We start from the raw sequence: 16,620 nt of genomic DNA, 5'->3' as shown, positions 1-16,620 counted from the left end.
GGATAAGACGCTTTGGCGTCGCCATCCGGCTTTGAGCGATTAACGGCCCTGAATCGCCAAATCGCCCGGCAGATTCTTCTGCATACGATGCCAAATCTCGCCACTGTCGTGACCGTAGCGGCGCACCGTTTCATACACCTGCTCATGAGCACCCTGCTCGCAGAGTTCTGACAGCTTGTGGTAGAAGCTCAGCGCCAGCGCGCGCGCTTCCGGGTTGGCAAAATAATGGCGGCCAATGCGGGTATATAATCCTTTCATACCGTTGAGGATCAAACCGTAAATCGGATTGCCGGAGGCAAATGCCAGACCGCGGAAAATGTTATAGTCCAGATCGGCAAATGCGTCAGCGTGGTCAGCCACCTGATTTGCCGTCGCCAGAACCTCCTGCGCTTTATCAGGATGCTGGCGAAACGCAGTACGAACAAAGATCGTCGAAATATTGGTACGCACAGACAGCAGATTATCAATCAGCTGCGGAACACTCTCGTGATCGAGGCGCGCCAGCGTTTCAAGAATATTCAGCCCGGAGGTTTCCCAGAAGTTATTTACCTTCGTCGGTTTGCCGTGTTGAATGGTCAACCAGCCATCTCGCGCCAGACGCTGCAATACTTCGCGTAGCGTGGTACGTGTCACCCCAATAAGTTCGGAGAGTTCACGTTCAGCGGGCAAAATAGTGCCAGGTGGGAAGCGGTTATTCCAGATACTTTCAATGATGTACTCTTCCGCGAACCCAGCCGGGCTTTGCGCCTTAATGACCATAGTAAAAATTCCATTACACAGCAAAACATAGTTACACACATCATACCAGATGGGTATCTTAGCTGATAGCTGACGCAATGAAGAAAAAGTGGATCAAGGCTTCATTTTCCAAATAACGCTGCAATACAGCCAATCTTGCCAGTCTTGTGAATAGCTTGCCTGTACTCCCTCCTCCCGCTAAGCTTTGCGGTCAAACATAAAAATATGATTTCATTTTTAAAGGTAGGGAAATCACCATGGAGCTATCATGGGGCCGCGCGATGTGGCGCAATTTTTTAGGTCAATCACCAGACTGGTACAAACTTGCACTGCTTGTCTTCTTAGTCGTTAACCCGATTATTTTTTTCATCAACCCCTTTATCGCCGGCTGGTTGCTGGTGGCCGAGTTCATTTTCACGCTGGCGATGGCGTTAAAATGCTACCCACTGCTGCCTGGCGGGCTGTTGGCTATCGAAGCTGTCATTATTGGTATGACCAGCGCAACGCATGTTCGTGAAGAGGTTGCCGCAAACCTTGAGGTGTTATTGCTGCTGATGTTTATGGTGGCAGGCATCTACTTTATGAAGCAGCTGCTACTGTTTATTTTCACGCGTCTGCTACTCACTATTCGCTCCAAAACGCTGCTGTCGCTGGCATTTTGTGTTGCGGCCGCTTTCCTCTCGGCGTTCCTTGATGCGCTGACCGTCGTGGCCGTGGTAATCAGCGTTGCGGTCGGTTTTTATGGCATCTACCATCGCGTTGCCTCTTCCCGCGCGGAAGACAACAACATGCTCGATGACAGCCATATCGATCAGCACAATAAGGTCGTTCTTGAACAGTTCCGTGGTTTTCTGCGTAGCCTGATGATGCACGCGGGTGTCGGTACGGCGTTAGGCGGCGTGATGACCATGGTGGGCGAGCCACAAAACCTGATTATCGCCAAAGCGGCTGGCTGGCATTTTGGCGACTTCTTCCTGCGCATGTCGCCGGTTACCGTCCCGGTACTGATTTGCGGCCTGTTAACCTGTGTACTGGTCGAGAAATTGCGCTGGTTTGGCTATGGCGAAACGCTGCCGGAGACCGTCCGTGATGTCCTGCAACAGTTTGACGATCAGAGCCGCCAGCAACGTACCCGCCAGGACAAAATCAAACTGATTGTCCAGGCGATTATTGGCGTCTGGCTGGTAGTTGCGTTGGCCCTGCATCTGGCTGAAGTAGGATTGATCGGTTTGTCGGTCATCATTCTGGCAACCTCCTTGACGGGAGTCACCGACGAACATGCGATAGGTAAAGCCTTTACCGAGTCGCTGCCCTTCACCGCCCTGCTGACCGTGTTCTTCTCTGTTGTTGCGGTGATTATCGATCAACAGCTCTTTTCGCCGATCATTCAGTTCGTATTGCAATCCTCAGAACATGCCCAACTGACGCTGTTCTATCTCTTCAATGGCCTGCTGTCTTCTATTTCTGATAACGTATTTGTCGGTACCATTTACATTAACGAGGCCAAAGCCGCGCTGGAACAGGGGACCATCAGCCTCAATCAGTATGAGCTGTTAGCGGTGGCGATCAATACCGGGACCAACCTGCCTTCGGTGGCCACGCCAAACGGCCAGGCTGCATTCCTGTTCCTGCTGACCTCTGCACTGGCGCCGTTAATTCGCCTCTCGTATGGTCGCATGGTGTGGATGGCTCTGCCTTATACTCTCGTCCTGACGCTCGTCGGTCTGCTTTGCGTCGAGTTCACGCTTGTCCCGGTGACCGAGTGGATGACCCAAACGGGCTGGTTAGCTACACTTTCATAACAATTAACCGGGCAAATCACTGCCCGGTTTGACTTTTTGCATGATAATTATCCGATTACGCAAATTTTCAATTCCCGCTAGTGGCGCATAAAGTGAATTGGTTTAAACTGCGGTCTCTACGCATGTTGCAGGGAAATGATTATGTTGCGATTTTTAAACCAGTGCTCCCGAGGTCGTGGGGCATGGTTATTGTTGGCGTTAACCGCCTTTGCGCTGGAGCTCGTTGCGCTGTGGTTCCAGCACGTCATGCTGCTAAAACCTTGCGTGTTGTGTATTTACGAACGTAGCGCATTATTTGGCGTGATGGGTGCAGGGCTGGTGGGTGCTATTGCACCAAAAACACCGCTGCGTTATGTGGCGATGATAATCTGGATTTACAGTGCCTGGCGCGGACTTCAGTTAGCATATGAGCACACCATGATTCAGCTGCACCCATCCCCGTTTATGACCTGTGATTTTGCCGCTCGCTTCCCAAGCTGGCTGCCATTGGACAAATGGCTGCCGCAGGTGTTTTTAGCGTCCGGTGACTGTGCTGAGCGTCAGTGGTCTTTTTTAACCCTGGAAATGCCGCAGTGGCTGTTGGGGATCTTCGCCGCCTACATGGTAGTCGCCGTGCTGGTGGTGATAGCACAGCCGTTCAAACCGAAAAAACGTGACCTCTTCGGTCGCTAACAGAGACGCTCCTTCGGGAGCGTTTTTTTTGGCTTAAATTCATTGCCTGCTGGCATCTATAAGATGTATATTAAATACATCTTATAGATGCCACACCAAGGAGATGTCTTATGTCCCATTTACGCATCCCGGCAAACTGGAAAGTTAAACGCTCTACTCCCTTCTTTACCAAAGACAATGTCCCCGCAGCACTTCTTTCTCACCATAACACTGCAGCAGGCGTTTTTGGCCAGCTTTGTGTGATGGAAGGTACGGTAACGTATTACGGTTTTGCCAATGAAGACGCAAAAGAGCCTGAAGTAAAAGTGGTGATTAATGCCGGTCAGTTCGCGACCAGCCCGCCGCAGTACTGGCATCGCGTTGAATTAAGCGACGACGCCCAATTCAACATCAATTTCTGGGTTGAAGATGACAACCATGGAGATGAGATGTATCAGGCGAAAAAGTCTTAAGCCTTTACGCCTGCTAATCGATGGGCGGCTTAGTCCGCCCATGAAGGTTTGTTCAAAATATGGTCCTGCCAGTCACGCACTTCCGATTCTTTCACCGCAATATGACGTACTGAAATACGCTCGCCGTGCATTGCCGCTTTGGACCCCGTCAGCAGTGGATGCCACTCCGGCAGCCCTTTACCTTCCGCTAACAGACGATAAGCACAGGTCATCGGCAGCCATTCAAAGGTAGGCAGATTATCGCGCGTCAGTTTGATACAGTCAGGCTCGTACTCGAATCGGCGTTCGTAATTACGGCATTGACAGGTTTTGATATTGAGCTGCTTACACGCGACGTTGGTAAAATAAATTTCGTCGGTGTCTTCATCCATCAGCTTATGCAGGCAGCATTGACCACACCCGTCACATAATGACTCCCACTCGGCATCGGTCATTTCATCCAGGGTTTTACTTTGCCAGAAAGGTATGTCGCTCATCAGGGTATCCGCTATTGCAATAAAGCTGCACCTTATAACCAGTCTGGCACGCTGATGCAAGTTTTGCCGCCCGAAAAGGCGGCAAGAAGAGATTACAGCACGCGTGTCGTCAGCGTTTGACCATGAAAACTGATGGCCAGCTCATCACCGCTGTTTAACGGCCCAACACCTGCTGGCGTCCCCGTCAACACAACATCGCCCGCTTTGAGGGTAAAGAAACGACTCATATAGGCAATCAAAGGAACGATTTGATGGATCATATCCGCCGTGGAGCCGTGCTGGCGTGTTTCACCGTTGACCGTTAACCCCAGCATCGTATCCTGCGGATCGCCGTTAAACTCGGCCACCGGAATAAAAGCCGACAGCGGACAAGAGTTATCAAAACCCTTCGCTTTTTCCCACGGCTGCCCCGCTTTCTTCATTTTGCCCTGAATATCACGCAGGGTCAGATCCAACGCGACGCCATAGCCCGCGATGGCTTTGCGCACATGTTCTTCCGTCGCCTGACGTAGGGTCGCGCCAATCAGTACCGCCAGCTCAACTTCATGGTGAACTGAACCCATATCAGATGGGATCACCAGCGGCTGGCGCAAATCGCATAGCGCAGTTTCCGGTTTGATAAACAACACCGGCTCTTCCGGAGGGGTTCCGCCCATCTCTTTAATGTGGTTGGCATAGTTACTCCCTACGCAAACCACCTTACTCACCGGATAATCCAGCAGAGCACCATGCCAGTTATGATGTTGATACATTATTTTCCCCTAACGTAGTTATCGATTTCAGGTACTGCATCGATGGGGCGTGCTGCTGCCGGATGCAGTTTAACGTTTAGCGTCTGGTGTATTTTGTTTCGCCGCAGCCAGATGCTGTTTAAGTAAATCTTCTGGCGGTGGTGGTATTTGTAAATAATAGCCCTGCTCGGTGAGTGCCTGTTTTACTTTTTCCAGATCGGCATTAACGAGCTTTTTACGGCCATCAAGCGGCAACATCATTGCCAGCGTCGGCTGACCAAATCCTTTCATCAGTTCTTCAGGAACTCGCGAGAAATCGTCTTTTTTTTCGACATATAAATAGGTCTGGTCACGTTTACTGCTTCGGTAGATCACACAAAACATATCTTTTACTCTGAATTCACGGAATGGTGGCTTGCCTCAATATAATACTGACTATAACATGCCTTATAGTCTTCGGAATATCACCCCGCGCTGGGGATGATAAATAGCAAATTGAGTAAGGCCAGGATGTCAAACACGCCAATCGAGCTTAAAGGCAGTAGCTTCACCTTATCAGTGGTTCACTTACATGAAGCAGAACCCGAGGTTATTCGTCAGGCGTTGGAAGACAAAATCGCGCAGGCACCTGCTTTTTTAAAACATGCTCCCGTCGTGGTTAACGTGAGTGGTCTTGAAAGCCCAGTAAACTGGTCAGCGTTGCAGAAAGTTGTCGCGTCTACTGGATTGCGCATTATCGGCGTTAGCGGATGCAAAGACGCCAGACTCAAGGCTGAAATCGACGAAATGGGTCTTCCTTTACTGACTGAAGGTAAAGAAAAAGCTATTCGTCCTGCGCCCGTTGAGGCCCCGGCTCACGTCGCTCCGCCGCAAAACGTTACTCCCATCACAAAAACACGATTAATAAATGTGCCGGTTCGTTCCGGTCAGCGCATTTATGCACCACAATGTGATCTGATTGTTACAAGCCACGTCAGTGCAGGCGCAGAGCTTATCGCTGATGGCAATATTCATGTTTATGGAATGATGAGAGGCCGTGCGTTGGCAGGCGCTAGCGGTGATCGGGAAGCGCAAATTTTTTGTACCCATCTGACGGCAGAACTGGTGTCTATCGCAGGTGTTTATTGGCTGAGTGATAAAATCCCAGCAGAATTTTATGGCAAAGCGGCACGTCTGCAATTAGCAGAGAACGCTTTGACAGTTCAACCGTTGAATTGATCCCTTTTTAACAAGGAATTTCTATGGCACGCATTATTGTTGTTACTTCGGGTAAAGGGGGCGTTGGCAAAACCACCTCCAGCGCGGCCATCGCTACAGGTTTGGCCCAGAAGGGAAAGAAAACTGTCGTTATTGATTTTGATATCGGCCTGCGTAACCTCGATCTGATTATGGGTTGTGAACGCCGCGTCGTTTATGACTTCGTCAACGTTATTCAGGGCGATGCGTCGTTAAATCAGGCGTTAATCAAAGATAAGCGTACCGAAAATCTCTTTATTCTTCCGGCCTCACAGACTCGCGATAAAGACGCGCTAACGCGTGAAGGCGTCGCGAAAGTTCTGGACGACCTGAAAACGATGGAATTCGACTTCATTGTCTGCGACTCTCCGGCGGGTATTGAAACCGGTGCGCTGATGGCCCTGTATTTTGCCGATGAAGCGATAATCACCACTAACCCGGAAGTTTCCTCTGTACGTGACTCTGACCGTATTCTGGGTATTCTGGCGTCGAAATCTCGTCGTGCGGAAAACGGTGAAGATCCGATTAAAGAGCATTTGTTGCTGACGCGCTACAACCCTGGCCGCGTAAATAAAGGTGACATGCTGAGCATGGAAGACGTACTGGAAATTCTGCGAATCAAGCTGGTTGGCGTGATTCCTGAAGATCAGTCAGTCCTGCGCGCGTCTAACCAGGGTGAGCCGGTTATTCTCGACATCAATGCTGATGCCGGTAAAGCCTATGCTGATACCGTAGACCGTCTGTTGGGAGAAGAACGTCCTTTCCGCTTCATTGAAGAAGAGAAGAAAGGTTTCCTCAAACGCCTGTTCGGAGGATAAGTTATGGCATTACTGGATTTTTTTCTCTCGCGGAAAAAGAGCACAGCGAACATCGCTAAAGAGCGACTGCAGATTATTGTTGCGGAACGCCGTCGTAGTGACGCCGAGCCACATTATTTACCGCAGTTGAGGAAAGATATTCTCGAGGTTATCTGCAAGTATGTACAAATTGATCCTGAAATGGTGACCGTACAGCTTGAGCAAAAAGACGGCGATATTTCTATCCTCGAACTTAACGTGACATTGCCTGAAGCCGAAGAATCTAAATAACGACTTTACTCAGAGAGTTATCGTTACAAAAAAAGGCAGATTATTCTGCCTTTTTTATTTTCTGTTTCTTGCCAACCTGTTGCACTTTTATTCCAAAGTAAACTTTGGATAGTTTTCGGTAAAATAGCGGCGCAAATACTCGACCGTAATACGGATTTTTGCCGACGTCGCCAGCCGGGAAACATACACCGCCCAAATATTTGCTGGTTGATAATACTCGGGCAATATGTGTATCAGGTTTCCGCTGGCAATGTTGTCGCAAACGTCCCACCATGACCGCAGGGCTATTCCCTGGCCATCAAGGCACCACTGATGTACCACTTCGCCATGATTAGACGACAGAGGTCCCGTAACTTTAATCGAATGCTCGCCCTCTTTATTGCGCATTTGCCAGATACCAAACGGATGGTCGCGCTCTTTGATCACCAGACAAGGAAGAGTGACAAGATCGTTGAGTTGCTTCGGCGTCCCATGCTGCGTCAAAAATTCCGGCGAGGCGCACAAAATACGGTAATTAGTCGCCAGCTTGCGGGCAATCAGGTTCGGCGCGATATCATCCCCGATACGAATATCAAGATCGATGCCCTCATTCACCATATCCACCAGACGATCTTCAACATCGAACCTCAGTTCTAACTGCGGGTACTCTTTTGCCAGCGCCGACAGCGCCGGAGCCACCACCCTGCGGCCAAAGCCAAAGCTACTAATAATACGTAGCATCCCCCGCGGGACCTGCCTGGCATCAGAAAGCTCGTCCATCATTTGATCGACATCTTGTAGGATCCGCTGCGCCCATTCGTAGATCCGCTCCCCCTCTTCCGTGATGGTTACGCGCCGCGTTGTTCGATGCAGCAGCACTACATTCAGCGTTTGCTCCAGCAGGGCAACGCGCTTACTGATAAAAGCCGGTGATACGCCCAGTTCCTCGGCAACGGCGGCAAATCCTGCACGACGGGCAACCAGCATAAAGACGCGTAAATCATTTAGCAGCGGCAGATTATTCATGATCTGTGTTTTATGTTTCACCAGTTAGGGGGATTAACTATTAATCAGTCAATTATAGGATGAGGGGAAAGTCAATTTTGATGGCGCACAAGTGAGAGCTGCTATGAAGAAAACCTGGCGTATCGCCGCTATCCCCGGAGATGGCATTGGTAAAGAAGTCCTGCCTGAGGGCATTCATGTGTTGCAGGCAGCCGCCGAGCGTTGGGGGTTGTCGCTCAGCTTTGAGCAAATGGAATGGGCCAGCTGCGAATACTACGCCCATCACGGCAAGATGATGCCCGATGACTGGCATGAGCAGTTGCAATCCTTCGATGCTATCTATTTTGGCGCGGTTGGCTGGCCGGACACCGTGCCTGACCACATCTCATTATGGGGTTCGCTGCTTAAGTTTCGCCGCGAATTCGACCAGTACGTCAACCTGCGACCGGTGCGCCTGTTTCCGGGAGTTCCTTGCCCACTGGTTGGCAAGCAGCCTGGCGACATTGATTTCTACGTCGTACGCGAAAACACCGAGGGAGAATACTCTGCCCTCGGCGGACGCGTGAGCGAAGGTACTGAACACGAGATGGTGATCCAGGAGTCGGTCTTCACCCGCCGTGGCGTCGACCGAATTTTGCGTTATGCCTTTGAACTGGCACAAAGTCGACCACGCAAAACGTTGACTTCGGCGACCAAATCCAATGGGCTGGCCATCAGCATGCCCTACTGGGATGAACGCGTCGAAGCGATGGCGTCACACTATCCTGAGATCCGCTGGGATAAACAGCATATTGATATTCTGTGCGCCCGCTTTGTCATGCAGCCTGAGCGATTTGACGTCGTGGTTGCTTCCAACCTGTTTGGTGACATCCTCTCCGATCTCGGTCCAGCCTGTACCGGAACGATTGGCATTGCGCCTTCTGCCAACTTAAATCCGGAACGCACCTTCCCGTCCCTGTTCGAGCCGGTACACGGTTCGGCCCCGGATATCTACGGTCAGAATATCGCCAACCCTATAGCGACTATCTGGGCTGGAGCCATGATGCTCGACTTCCTTGGCAACGGTGATGCCAACTATAAAGCCGCCCACGACGGTATTCTGGCGGCAATTGAGCAGGTCATTGCCAGCGGCCCGAAAACGCCAGATATGAAAGGCTGCGCCACCACCCAACAGGTAGGTGAAGCCATTCGTCAGGCACTGTGTCGCTAACTCAAATCCGATTAAAAACGGGAGCGCCAGCTCCCGTTTTTTTAGGTTTTCTACTGTGGGTATTCTTGCAGCAGCGCGTTGAGTCGTTCTGCCATCAACTCGCCACGCCAACCGGAAATCAGCTCCGGCAGAGTCTGCTGCGGCTTTAATTTCCAGTGCCAGTTGAGCAACTGGTTAATCTGACGACGCGAAGCAAGCAGCTCGACGCTAAGATTATGTTCCGCACTCACTTCAGCAACCAGCGTCTTAATGGCTTTGAACGCCTTGCGATAGCCTGGCATATCCATCAAATTCAGCAGCGGCTGCGGCAGCGACTCTTCCGGTAAGGCCTGTGCCTTTTCTACCAGGGAGATCAGCGTCTTGCCGTGGAAGCGAATTTCACTGCCGGAAAGTCCCAGACTATCCAGCTCACCCAGACTGCCCGGCATATAACGAGCGACCGACCACAGGTGTTCTTCACGCACCACAAAATTCACCGCCAGATCGCGCTCACGAGCTTTACGCAGTCGCCAGTCGGCAAGCAGTTGCAGGCAGGCCAACTGACGGGTACGCAGTTGCCAGGCGTTGGTGATGTCGCGCCATGCGTCTTCAGGCGCCAGAACCTCCTGGCGACGCTGCTGCATTAAGCGACATTCGTCCAGTGCGGCTGGCAGCCAGCCGCTGGCTTCAGTTTCGACCATCAGTTTTGTGGTGATCGGTAATAGATACCAGACATCAGCCGCCGCGTACTCACACTGACGCTCGGTCAGCGGTCTGGCCAGCCAGTCGGTACGCGACTCGCTTTTGTCGAGCGCCACGCCCGTAAACTCTTCCACCATCGCGGCAAAGCCCCACGACAGCGGACGACCGCAAAAAGCAGCCAGAATTTGTGTATCAATCAACGGCTGCGGCAGTTCGCCAAAAGTGTTGAGAAACACTTCCAGATCTTCGCTACCTGCATGTAGGAATTTGGTGATGGCAGTATCACGCAGAATATCGCGCAGCGGCGACCAGTCGGTGATCCCCTGCGGATCAATCAGAGCAACGTGTTTGCCATCAAACAGCTGGATCAGCCCCAACTGCGGATAATAGGTACGCGTGCGAACAAATTCTGTATCCAGGGCTATCGCCGGAAATTCACGGACGGCTTCGCACAGCGTGGCCAACGCGTCGTCCGTGGTGATCATTTGATAATTCAAATCGTGCTCTCTTAGGTTTGCGCCAAAAAAAACGCCGGATTACCCGGCGTTTTCTGCTGGCTGACTTAACGCTCAGCCTTTATTGTCCACTTTGGCGCGCGCTTCGTCACGTAATTCTCGTCGCAAAATTTTACCGACGTTAGATTTCGGCAACTCATCGCGAAACTCCACCAGCTTCGGTACTTTATAGCCCGTCAGGTGACGACGACAGAAAGTGACCAGCGCTTCATCGGTTAACGAGGCGTCTTTCTTCACCACGAAAATTTTTACCGCTTCACCGCTGCTGCCGGACGGAACACCAACCGCAGCCACTTCCTGCACGCCAGGATGTTGCATAACCACGTCTTCAATTTCGTTCGGATAGACGTTAAAGCCGGACACGAGGATCATGTCCTTCTTACGATCGACAATACGCAGGAAGCCTTCATCATCCATCACTGCAATATCGCCGGTGTGCAGCCAGCCGTCTTTGACGATTTCGTCAGTGGCGTCTGGTCGCTGCCAGTAGCCCAGCATCACCTGCGGGCCTTTCACGCAGAGCTCCCCCGGTTCTCCCGGCGGCACTTCGTTGTCGTCGTCGTCCACCAGCTTGACCTCGGTGGAAGGCACCGGTAACCCGATACTGCCGCTGTGGTAGTCGATATCGTGAGGGTTGACGCTTACCAACGGCGCGCACTCCGTCAGGCCGTAGCCTTCCAGCAGATACTGACCTGTCAGCTTCACCCAACGTTCAGCTACCGCCTGTTGAACCGGCATTCCGCCGCCTGCCGAGAGGTGGAGTGAAGAGAAATCCAGTTGCTGGAACTCTTTGTTATTCAGCAGCGCGTTAAACAGCGTATTGACGCCGGTCATCGCGGTAAATGGATACTTCGCCAGCTCTTTTACCAGCCCCGGAATATCACGCGGGTTAGTAATCAGCAGGTTTTGACCACCTAGCTCAATAAACAGCAGGCAGTTCATCGTTAGCGCAAAAATGTGATACAGCGGTAGGGCCGTTACCACCAGCTCTTTACCCGGATGCAGCAACGGGCCATAGGTGGCGTTAACCTGCTCCAGGTTAGCCAGCATGTTGCGGTGTGTAAGCATCGCGCCTTTCGCCACGCCGGTTGTCCCGCCAGTATATTGCAGGAACGCCAAATCTTCCGACACGACTTCGGGCTTCACATACTGCATGCGATAACCGTTTTGCAGCGCACTGCGAAACGAGATGGCATCCGGCAGGTGATATTTCGGCACCAGACGCTTGATATACTTGACGACGAAGTTAACCAGCGTCCCTTTGGCGGTGGACAGCTGATCGCCCATACGCGTCAGGATCACGTGTTGCACAGACGTTTTGTCGACTACTTTTTCCAGCGTGTGGGCAAAGTTAGATACGATGACAATCGCCGACGCACCGCTATCGTTGAGCTGATGTTCCAGCTCGCGAGGCGTGTACAGCGGGTTTACGTTCACGACGATCATGCCGGCACGTAAAATCCCAAACAGTGCGACCGGATATTGCAGCAGATTCGGCATCATCAGCGCGACGCGATCGCCCTTTTTCAGCCCGAGCCCCTGTTGCAAATAAGCGGCAAACGCACGGCTACGCTCTTCAAGCTTGCGGAAGGTCATCACCTCCCCCATGTTTACAAACGCGGGCTGATCGGCATACCGTCTTACTGAGTGTTCAAAGAGTTCCACCAGGGATTGATAACGGTCAGGATTGATCTCCGCAGGAACACCAGCGGGATAACGGTTAAGCCAAACCTTTTTCAATACATCACCTCTAAAATGCGTATTCGTCGTCATCACAACCCCAGGCAATAAACAAACTGTTAACATAATATTAACTCAGCGTACCAGTTTGTTTATTACGCAACGACAAGGTTGCGAAGCACGTCACTATTTATTTTTCTTATATCCACGTTAATGCAGAAACAGCGGACGGGCCGCTGTTTCTTTTACCAATAAAACAAAGAGTTACTCTGTTACTATGGTCTGAACCTGTGCCGGGCCGGGATTGTACCAGCCCCATCCGCCATAGCCACCGTAAGGCCAGCCACGCGCACCGTAGAACCAGGGGTCGATAGGCTGAGGCGGCATGACAATCTGCTGAGTAATATGCCAGCGTTTATAACCGGTTACCTGCATCAGCATGAATTTATACGGCGTATTACCTATTTTTCCGTCCACCGTACCGCTAATCGGGCCGACGACGGTGACCAGTTGCCCGCGAAAGTCCACCGGGTCGAGGAAGCCATTTACATCAGCATATATCCGCCCGCGAGAGGCTTCACCCAGCACTGGACGCGCACCACTATCGAGCGGAACGGTGGCAATTTCCAGACGGGATTTTCCCTGCTGGTTCTGAATGTCCACCACTTTGCCACCAAAACGCGCTTCCTGTCCGACATACAGCTGCGGCGCATTCATCACCCGCACCAGATCCTGCTGCGGCATCGGGCTCGAACCTTTAATCGCATCCGGTATGGTGACGCAGCCGCTAAGCATTAACGCCAAGGCCCCCGCCAACACACCTTTCAATAACTGCTTTTGCACCGCCATATTGCGACTCCCTTTTCTTAGCTTCTGCCCCGGCCTGTTCACGATGCTGTGCACCGACGTCTATGAAAATAAACCGGGGATGTACTACTAAGATTCATTCTTTACCGGGAAGTTTCTTCCACGCCACGGTGTTACGTAAATAAACCGGTTCCGCGTGTTCGACCGCTACGGTCTTACCCGCAGCCAGCATTTGCATGGCGACAGGCAGCATATCTTCAGCCGCAGGAAGCAGCACGTCACCATCGCTGAGCGTCAGACCGCTGTCTTTACCAAGCTCAGGCCAGGCTGGCCACCCCGTCCCAACAGTTACCCACTCGCCAGAAAGCTGCAGTAAACGCTCATGTACCTGCTCGGGGGTTAACACCGCTTCGGTTTCTTCACCGTGCCAGTTGCCGTTGTCATCACGCTGGTATTCGGCCCAGTAGACTTCGCCCATTCGCGCGTCAATCGCCGCCAGTACACGAGTCGCGCCCGACTTACGCCAGGCGCCCTGCGCCATGGTCGCCAGGGTGGAGACGCCGATCATCGGTAAGTTTGCGCCTAACGCCAGCCCCTGAGCAATGCCAATACCGATACGCACGCCGGTGAAACTGCCGGGACCCCGACCAAACGCCAGGGCGTCGATATCGGTTAACGTGAGATCGCCAGCGGCCAGGATTTCCTGAACCATCGGTAAAATTCGTTGGGTGTGTTCTCGTGGGCAAAGCTCAAAGTGAGCCTTGATAGCACCGTCATTCCACAGGGCAACAGAGCACGCCTCTGTGGCGGTATCGATAGCCAGAATTCGCATGGGTGTTTGTGATCAGATCAATAAATTTGGCGCGCATCTTACCACACTCCGTAACAAATTACTCAGTCGTTGGTATGGCAAGAAAGCGAACCGCGCGAGCTATGTCACGCGTCCGCGGCGCAGGAGGAAGACTCGCCAGGAAGGTGGCGCCGTATGACCGCATAACCAGACGATTGTCGCAAATCACCAGCACGCCGCGATCGTCGGCATCACGTATCAGACGCCCTACCCCCTGCTTCAGGGTGATGACCGCATCCGGCAACTGGACGTCTTCAAACGGATCGCCGCCGCGCAGTCGACAATCTTCCATTCGGGCTTTTAACAGCGGGTCGTCCGGCGAGGTAAACGGCAGTTTGTCGATTATCACCAGCGACAGCGTATCACCGCGCACGTCCACGCCTTCCCAGAAGCTGCTGGTGGCAACCAGTAGCGCATTACCTGCGCTGACAAACTGCTGTAACAGTTGCCCTTTACTGGTTTCGCCCTGCAGCAGAACGGGAAGCGTCATGGTGGCGCGGAATTGTTCCGCCAGATCGCGCATCATCGCGTGCGAAGTGCACAGCATAAAGCAGCGACCGTTGTTCGCTTCAATAATAGGCCGCAGCATGGATGCTAACTGGCGCGCAGCCCCCGGCTGGTTGGTTTGCGGGAGATTACGCGGCACGCATAGCAGCGCCTGGCGCGTATAATCAAATGGACTCGGCAATAACATCGACTCGGCATCTTCAATCCCCAACCTCGCGGTGAAATGATGAAGGTCATCGTTTACTGACAGCGTCGCGGAAGTAAAAATCCAGCAGCCCGGCTTTTGCTCCATCACTTCTTTGAATTTATCCGCCACAGTGAGCGGCGTCAGCGCGAGAGTGAAATGGCGAGAGGTGCATTCATACCAGTAGCTGAAGCCTGGCTGGTTGATCTCTTTCAGACGCTTCAGGCGCGCACGGTAAAGTGTGGCGCGTTCAAACGCGGCATCCAGCAATGCCGAACGCCCAAGAGACAGCTTCGCCACGTCATAACATAGCTCCAGCGTGTCATCGAGCAGCAAAAACGCGCGCTGTACGCGCTGGTCGGCCAGCAGTTCCCGCAGGTTTCCGCGATAGCCCGGCTCACCAAGTTGCAAGCGAAAGTCCTGAGCGCTTTGTGCAAGGCGATCGGCGCACTTTTGCAACTGCTGAGTGTCTTTCAGCTCGGTGCGATAGGCAATGGTGATGTCTTTCGCCAGGTCTAACAGCTGGCGACTGGAGAGCGATTGACCAAAGTACTGGCTGGCGATATCCGGTAGCTGATGCGCTTCATCGAAGATCATTACATCAGCTTCCGGGATCAGTTCGCCAAACCCGCTCTCTTTTACCACCATATCAGCGAGAAACAGATGATGGTTAACCACGACGACATCGGCATCCATCGCTTTTTTACGCGCTTTCACGACAAAACACTCTTTATACAGCGGGCAGTCGCTGCCCAGACAGTTGTCATTAGTGCTGGTGACCAACGGCCAGGCCTGAGAGTCTTCCGCCACGCTGACGCAGGTGCTGATGTCCCCATCAAGGGTTTGATTTGACCAGGAGCGCAGCAGGATGACGTCGCTTAACGTTTGTACCGGCAAGTCACCACCCGCGAGAGCCTGCTGTTCGAGACGTTCAAGGCACAGATAGTTTGAACGCCCTTTCAGCAGCGCCAGTTTACCGGTGAACTTTAGTGCCTTAGCGACGGTCGGGAGATCGCGGCTGTATAGCTGATCCTGCAACGCCTTCGAGCCCGTGGAGACAATGACCTTCTTTCCGGCACGCAGCGCTGGGGCAAGATAAGCATAGGTTTTACCCGTCCCGGTTCCGGCTTCTACCACCAACGGTTGTGATTTTTCGATGGCATGACTGACGGCGATGGCCATCTGCCGCTGTGGTTCTCGCGGTTTAAAACCCGGTATCGCTTTAGCCAACTGACCGTCTGCTGCAAAATCGTCCGTCACACTGCCCCCTGTTCATTTGAACAGGGATTATGTCAGGCCAGCAGCTCTTTCGCCAGTTGAAGAGGTGACGTGGGCACAACATTATGGCAGTCTTGGCGCAACCCAAAGCCATTTGAAAACACGTAAATGAGGAATGATTTATGACGATTGTGCGCATTGATGCCGAAGCGCGTTGGTCCGACGTGGTTATCCACAACAACACGCTGTATTACACCGGCGTGCCGGAAAATCTGGATGCAGACGCTTTTGAGCAAACGGCAAATACGCTGGCGCAAATTGATGCGGTGCTGGAAAAACAAGGCAGCAACAAGTCACGTATTATTGATGTCACCCTGTTTTTGGCAGACAAAAATGATTTTGCCGCCATGAACAAAGCCTGGGACGCGTGGGTTGTTGCTGGTCACGCGCCGGTACGTTGTACCGTTCAGGCCGGGTTGATGAACCCGAAATACAAAGTTGAGATTAAGATTATCGCTGCAGTTTAAGCGGCGTTATTCGTCTTCATCTTCAAAGCGCGCCACGATCCGCTCGCCGGTATGACTGGCGCGTAACTCTTCAGCAACAAGAGCAATGGCTTGTCCGCTGCTCATCCCCTGCGACATCAGCTCCTGAATACGCTCTACCGCTTTTTGCTGCTGCTCATGACTGAGTGAAGGTAAACCTGCAAACATTGTTAACTCCTGCTAAATTGTCTGCGCTAATTATTTCATGCTACCGGGCAGTTAGCCAGTAGAGTAGCAACGAGTC

Annotated in this window: 19 protein-coding genes; 8 read left to right on the top strand and 11 right to left on the bottom strand. The window is 52.3% G+C overall.

Features of this window, described 5'->3' with window-relative positions; genetic code table 11:
* Window positions 1–39: 39 nt before the first annotated feature.
* Complete coding sequence (gene fadR, locus OGV71_RS16105; protein WP_003020931.1) at window positions 40–759, bottom strand: fatty acid metabolism transcriptional regulator FadR; 720 nt, start codon at window positions 757–759, stop codon at window positions 40–42.
* Window positions 760–995: 236 nt separating this feature from the next.
* On the opposite strand from fadR, the gene nhaB reads away from it, so the two are divergent.
* The 3 genes from nhaB to OGV71_RS16090 all read left to right on the top strand — a co-directional run bounded on the left by nhaB (window position 996) and on the right by OGV71_RS16090 (window position 3,664).
* Window positions 996–2,540: a Na(+)/H(+) antiporter NhaB gene (nhaB, locus tag OGV71_RS16100; protein WP_003020934.1), complete on the top strand. Its 1,545-nt coding sequence runs from the start codon at window positions 996–998 to the stop codon at window positions 2,538–2,540.
* Between the two features lie 141 nt (window positions 2,541–2,681).
* Entirely contained in the window at window positions 2,682–3,212 is a 531-nt protein-coding gene (gene dsbB / locus OGV71_RS16095) for a disulfide bond formation protein DsbB (protein WP_003020937.1), read from the top strand.
* Between the two features lie 110 nt (window positions 3,213–3,322).
* Window positions 3,323–3,664, top strand: a complete 342-nt coding sequence (locus tag OGV71_RS16090; RefSeq protein ID WP_003020940.1) for a TehB family protein — start codon at window positions 3,323–3,325, stop codon at window positions 3,662–3,664.
* A 29-nt stretch (window positions 3,665–3,693) separates the two neighbouring features.
* Here the strand turns inward: OGV71_RS16090 and ycgN are convergent, their stop codons facing one another.
* The 3 genes from ycgN to OGV71_RS16075 all read right to left on the bottom strand — a co-directional run bounded on the left by ycgN (window position 3,694) and on the right by OGV71_RS16075 (window position 5,255).
* A complete protein-coding gene (gene ycgN, locus OGV71_RS16085) occupies window positions 3,694–4,140 on the bottom strand; it encodes a cysteine cluster protein YcgN (protein ID WP_003020944.1) in 447 nt (148 codons plus the stop codon).
* 92 nt (window positions 4,141–4,232) lie between these two features.
* Window positions 4,233–4,892 (bottom strand): fumarylacetoacetate hydrolase family protein, encoded by a 660-nt coding sequence (locus tag OGV71_RS16080; protein ID WP_286533635.1) that lies wholly within the window; start codon window positions 4,890–4,892, stop codon window positions 4,233–4,235.
* Window positions 4,893–4,961: 69 nt separating this feature from the next.
* Window positions 4,962–5,255 carry a YcgL domain-containing protein gene (locus tag OGV71_RS16075; protein ID WP_003020949.1) on the bottom strand — a complete coding sequence of 98 codons (294 nt, stop codon included), beginning with the start codon at window positions 5,253–5,255 and terminating at the stop codon, window positions 4,962–4,964.
* A gap of 126 nt (window positions 5,256–5,381) precedes the next feature.
* On the opposite strand from OGV71_RS16075, the gene minC reads away from it, so the two are divergent.
* From minC to minE, 3 genes are read left to right on the top strand one after another with little or no spacing between them, the layout of a single operon-like run.
* Window positions 5,382–6,089 carry a septum site-determining protein MinC gene (gene minC, locus OGV71_RS16070; protein ID WP_003844062.1) on the top strand — a complete coding sequence of 236 codons (708 nt, stop codon included), beginning with the start codon at window positions 5,382–5,384 and terminating at the stop codon, window positions 6,087–6,089.
* Between the two features lie 23 nt (window positions 6,090–6,112).
* On the top strand, window positions 6,113–6,925 hold the full coding sequence (gene minD / locus OGV71_RS16065; protein WP_003020956.1) for a septum site-determining protein MinD: 813 nt from the start codon (window positions 6,113–6,115) through the stop codon (window positions 6,923–6,925).
* 3 nt (window positions 6,926–6,928) lie between these two features.
* On the top strand, window positions 6,929–7,195 hold the full coding sequence (gene minE, locus OGV71_RS16060; protein WP_001185666.1) for a cell division topological specificity factor MinE: 267 nt from the start codon (window positions 6,929–6,931) through the stop codon (window positions 7,193–7,195).
* Window positions 7,196–7,282: 87 nt separating this feature from the next.
* Here minE and OGV71_RS16055 read toward each other — a convergent pair whose 3' ends face one another.
* Entirely contained in the window at window positions 7,283–8,200 is a 918-nt protein-coding gene (locus OGV71_RS16055) for a LysR family transcriptional regulator (protein ID WP_210958934.1), read from the bottom strand.
* Between the two features lie 103 nt (window positions 8,201–8,303).
* Here OGV71_RS16055 and OGV71_RS16050 point away from each other — a divergent pair, with 103 nt between their 5' ends.
* Window positions 8,304–9,389 (top strand): tartrate dehydrogenase, encoded by a 1,086-nt coding sequence (locus OGV71_RS16050; RefSeq protein ID WP_016150382.1) that lies wholly within the window; start codon window positions 8,304–8,306, stop codon window positions 9,387–9,389.
* A gap of 50 nt (window positions 9,390–9,439) precedes the next feature.
* On the opposite strand, the gene rnd is transcribed toward OGV71_RS16050, so the two are convergent.
* The 5 genes from rnd to yoaA all read right to left on the bottom strand — a co-directional run bounded on the left by rnd (window position 9,440) and on the right by yoaA (window position 15,873).
* Window positions 9,440–10,555: a ribonuclease D gene (gene rnd, locus OGV71_RS16045; RefSeq protein ID WP_060854772.1), complete on the bottom strand. Its 1,116-nt coding sequence runs from the start codon at window positions 10,553–10,555 to the stop codon at window positions 9,440–9,442.
* 84 nt (window positions 10,556–10,639) lie between these two features.
* Window positions 10,640–12,325, bottom strand: coding sequence for a long-chain-fatty-acid--CoA ligase FadD (fadD, locus tag OGV71_RS16040; RefSeq protein ID WP_003020970.1), 1,686 nt, complete (start codon window positions 12,323–12,325; stop codon window positions 10,640–10,642).
* Window positions 12,326–12,529: 204 nt separating this feature from the next.
* On the bottom strand, window positions 12,530–13,114 hold the full coding sequence (locus tag OGV71_RS16035; RefSeq protein WP_003020975.1) for a Slp family lipoprotein: 585 nt from the start codon (window positions 13,112–13,114) through the stop codon (window positions 12,530–12,532).
* Between the two features lie 94 nt (window positions 13,115–13,208).
* Entirely contained in the window at window positions 13,209–13,904 is a 696-nt protein-coding gene (gene tsaB / locus OGV71_RS16030; protein ID WP_286533629.1) for a tRNA (adenosine(37)-N6)-threonylcarbamoyltransferase complex dimerization subunit type 1 TsaB, read from the bottom strand.
* Between the two features lie 58 nt (window positions 13,905–13,962).
* Window positions 13,963–15,873 (bottom strand): DNA repair helicase YoaA, encoded by a 1,911-nt coding sequence (gene yoaA, locus OGV71_RS16025; protein ID WP_286533627.1) that lies wholly within the window; start codon window positions 15,871–15,873, stop codon window positions 13,963–13,965.
* A gap of 140 nt (window positions 15,874–16,013) precedes the next feature.
* On the opposite strand from yoaA, the gene OGV71_RS16020 reads away from it, so the two are divergent.
* Window positions 16,014–16,358, top strand: a complete 345-nt coding sequence (locus tag OGV71_RS16020; protein ID WP_286533625.1) for a RidA family protein — start codon at window positions 16,014–16,016, stop codon at window positions 16,356–16,358.
* A gap of 6 nt (window positions 16,359–16,364) precedes the next feature.
* On the opposite strand, the gene OGV71_RS16015 is transcribed toward OGV71_RS16020, so the two are convergent.
* On the bottom strand, window positions 16,365–16,544 hold the full coding sequence (locus OGV71_RS16015) for a YoaH family protein (protein WP_003020986.1): 180 nt from the start codon (window positions 16,542–16,544) through the stop codon (window positions 16,365–16,367).
* Window positions 16,545–16,620: the final 76 nt, after the last annotated feature.

This window comes from Citrobacter sp. Cf088, from assembly GCF_030334295.1.
In the GTDB taxonomy this organism is placed as follows: Bacteria; Pseudomonadota; Gammaproteobacteria; order Enterobacterales; family Enterobacteriaceae; genus Citrobacter; species Citrobacter freundii.
Note: the sequence above shows the minus strand (reverse complement) of the source record. Positions and strands in the feature narration are given on the sequence as shown.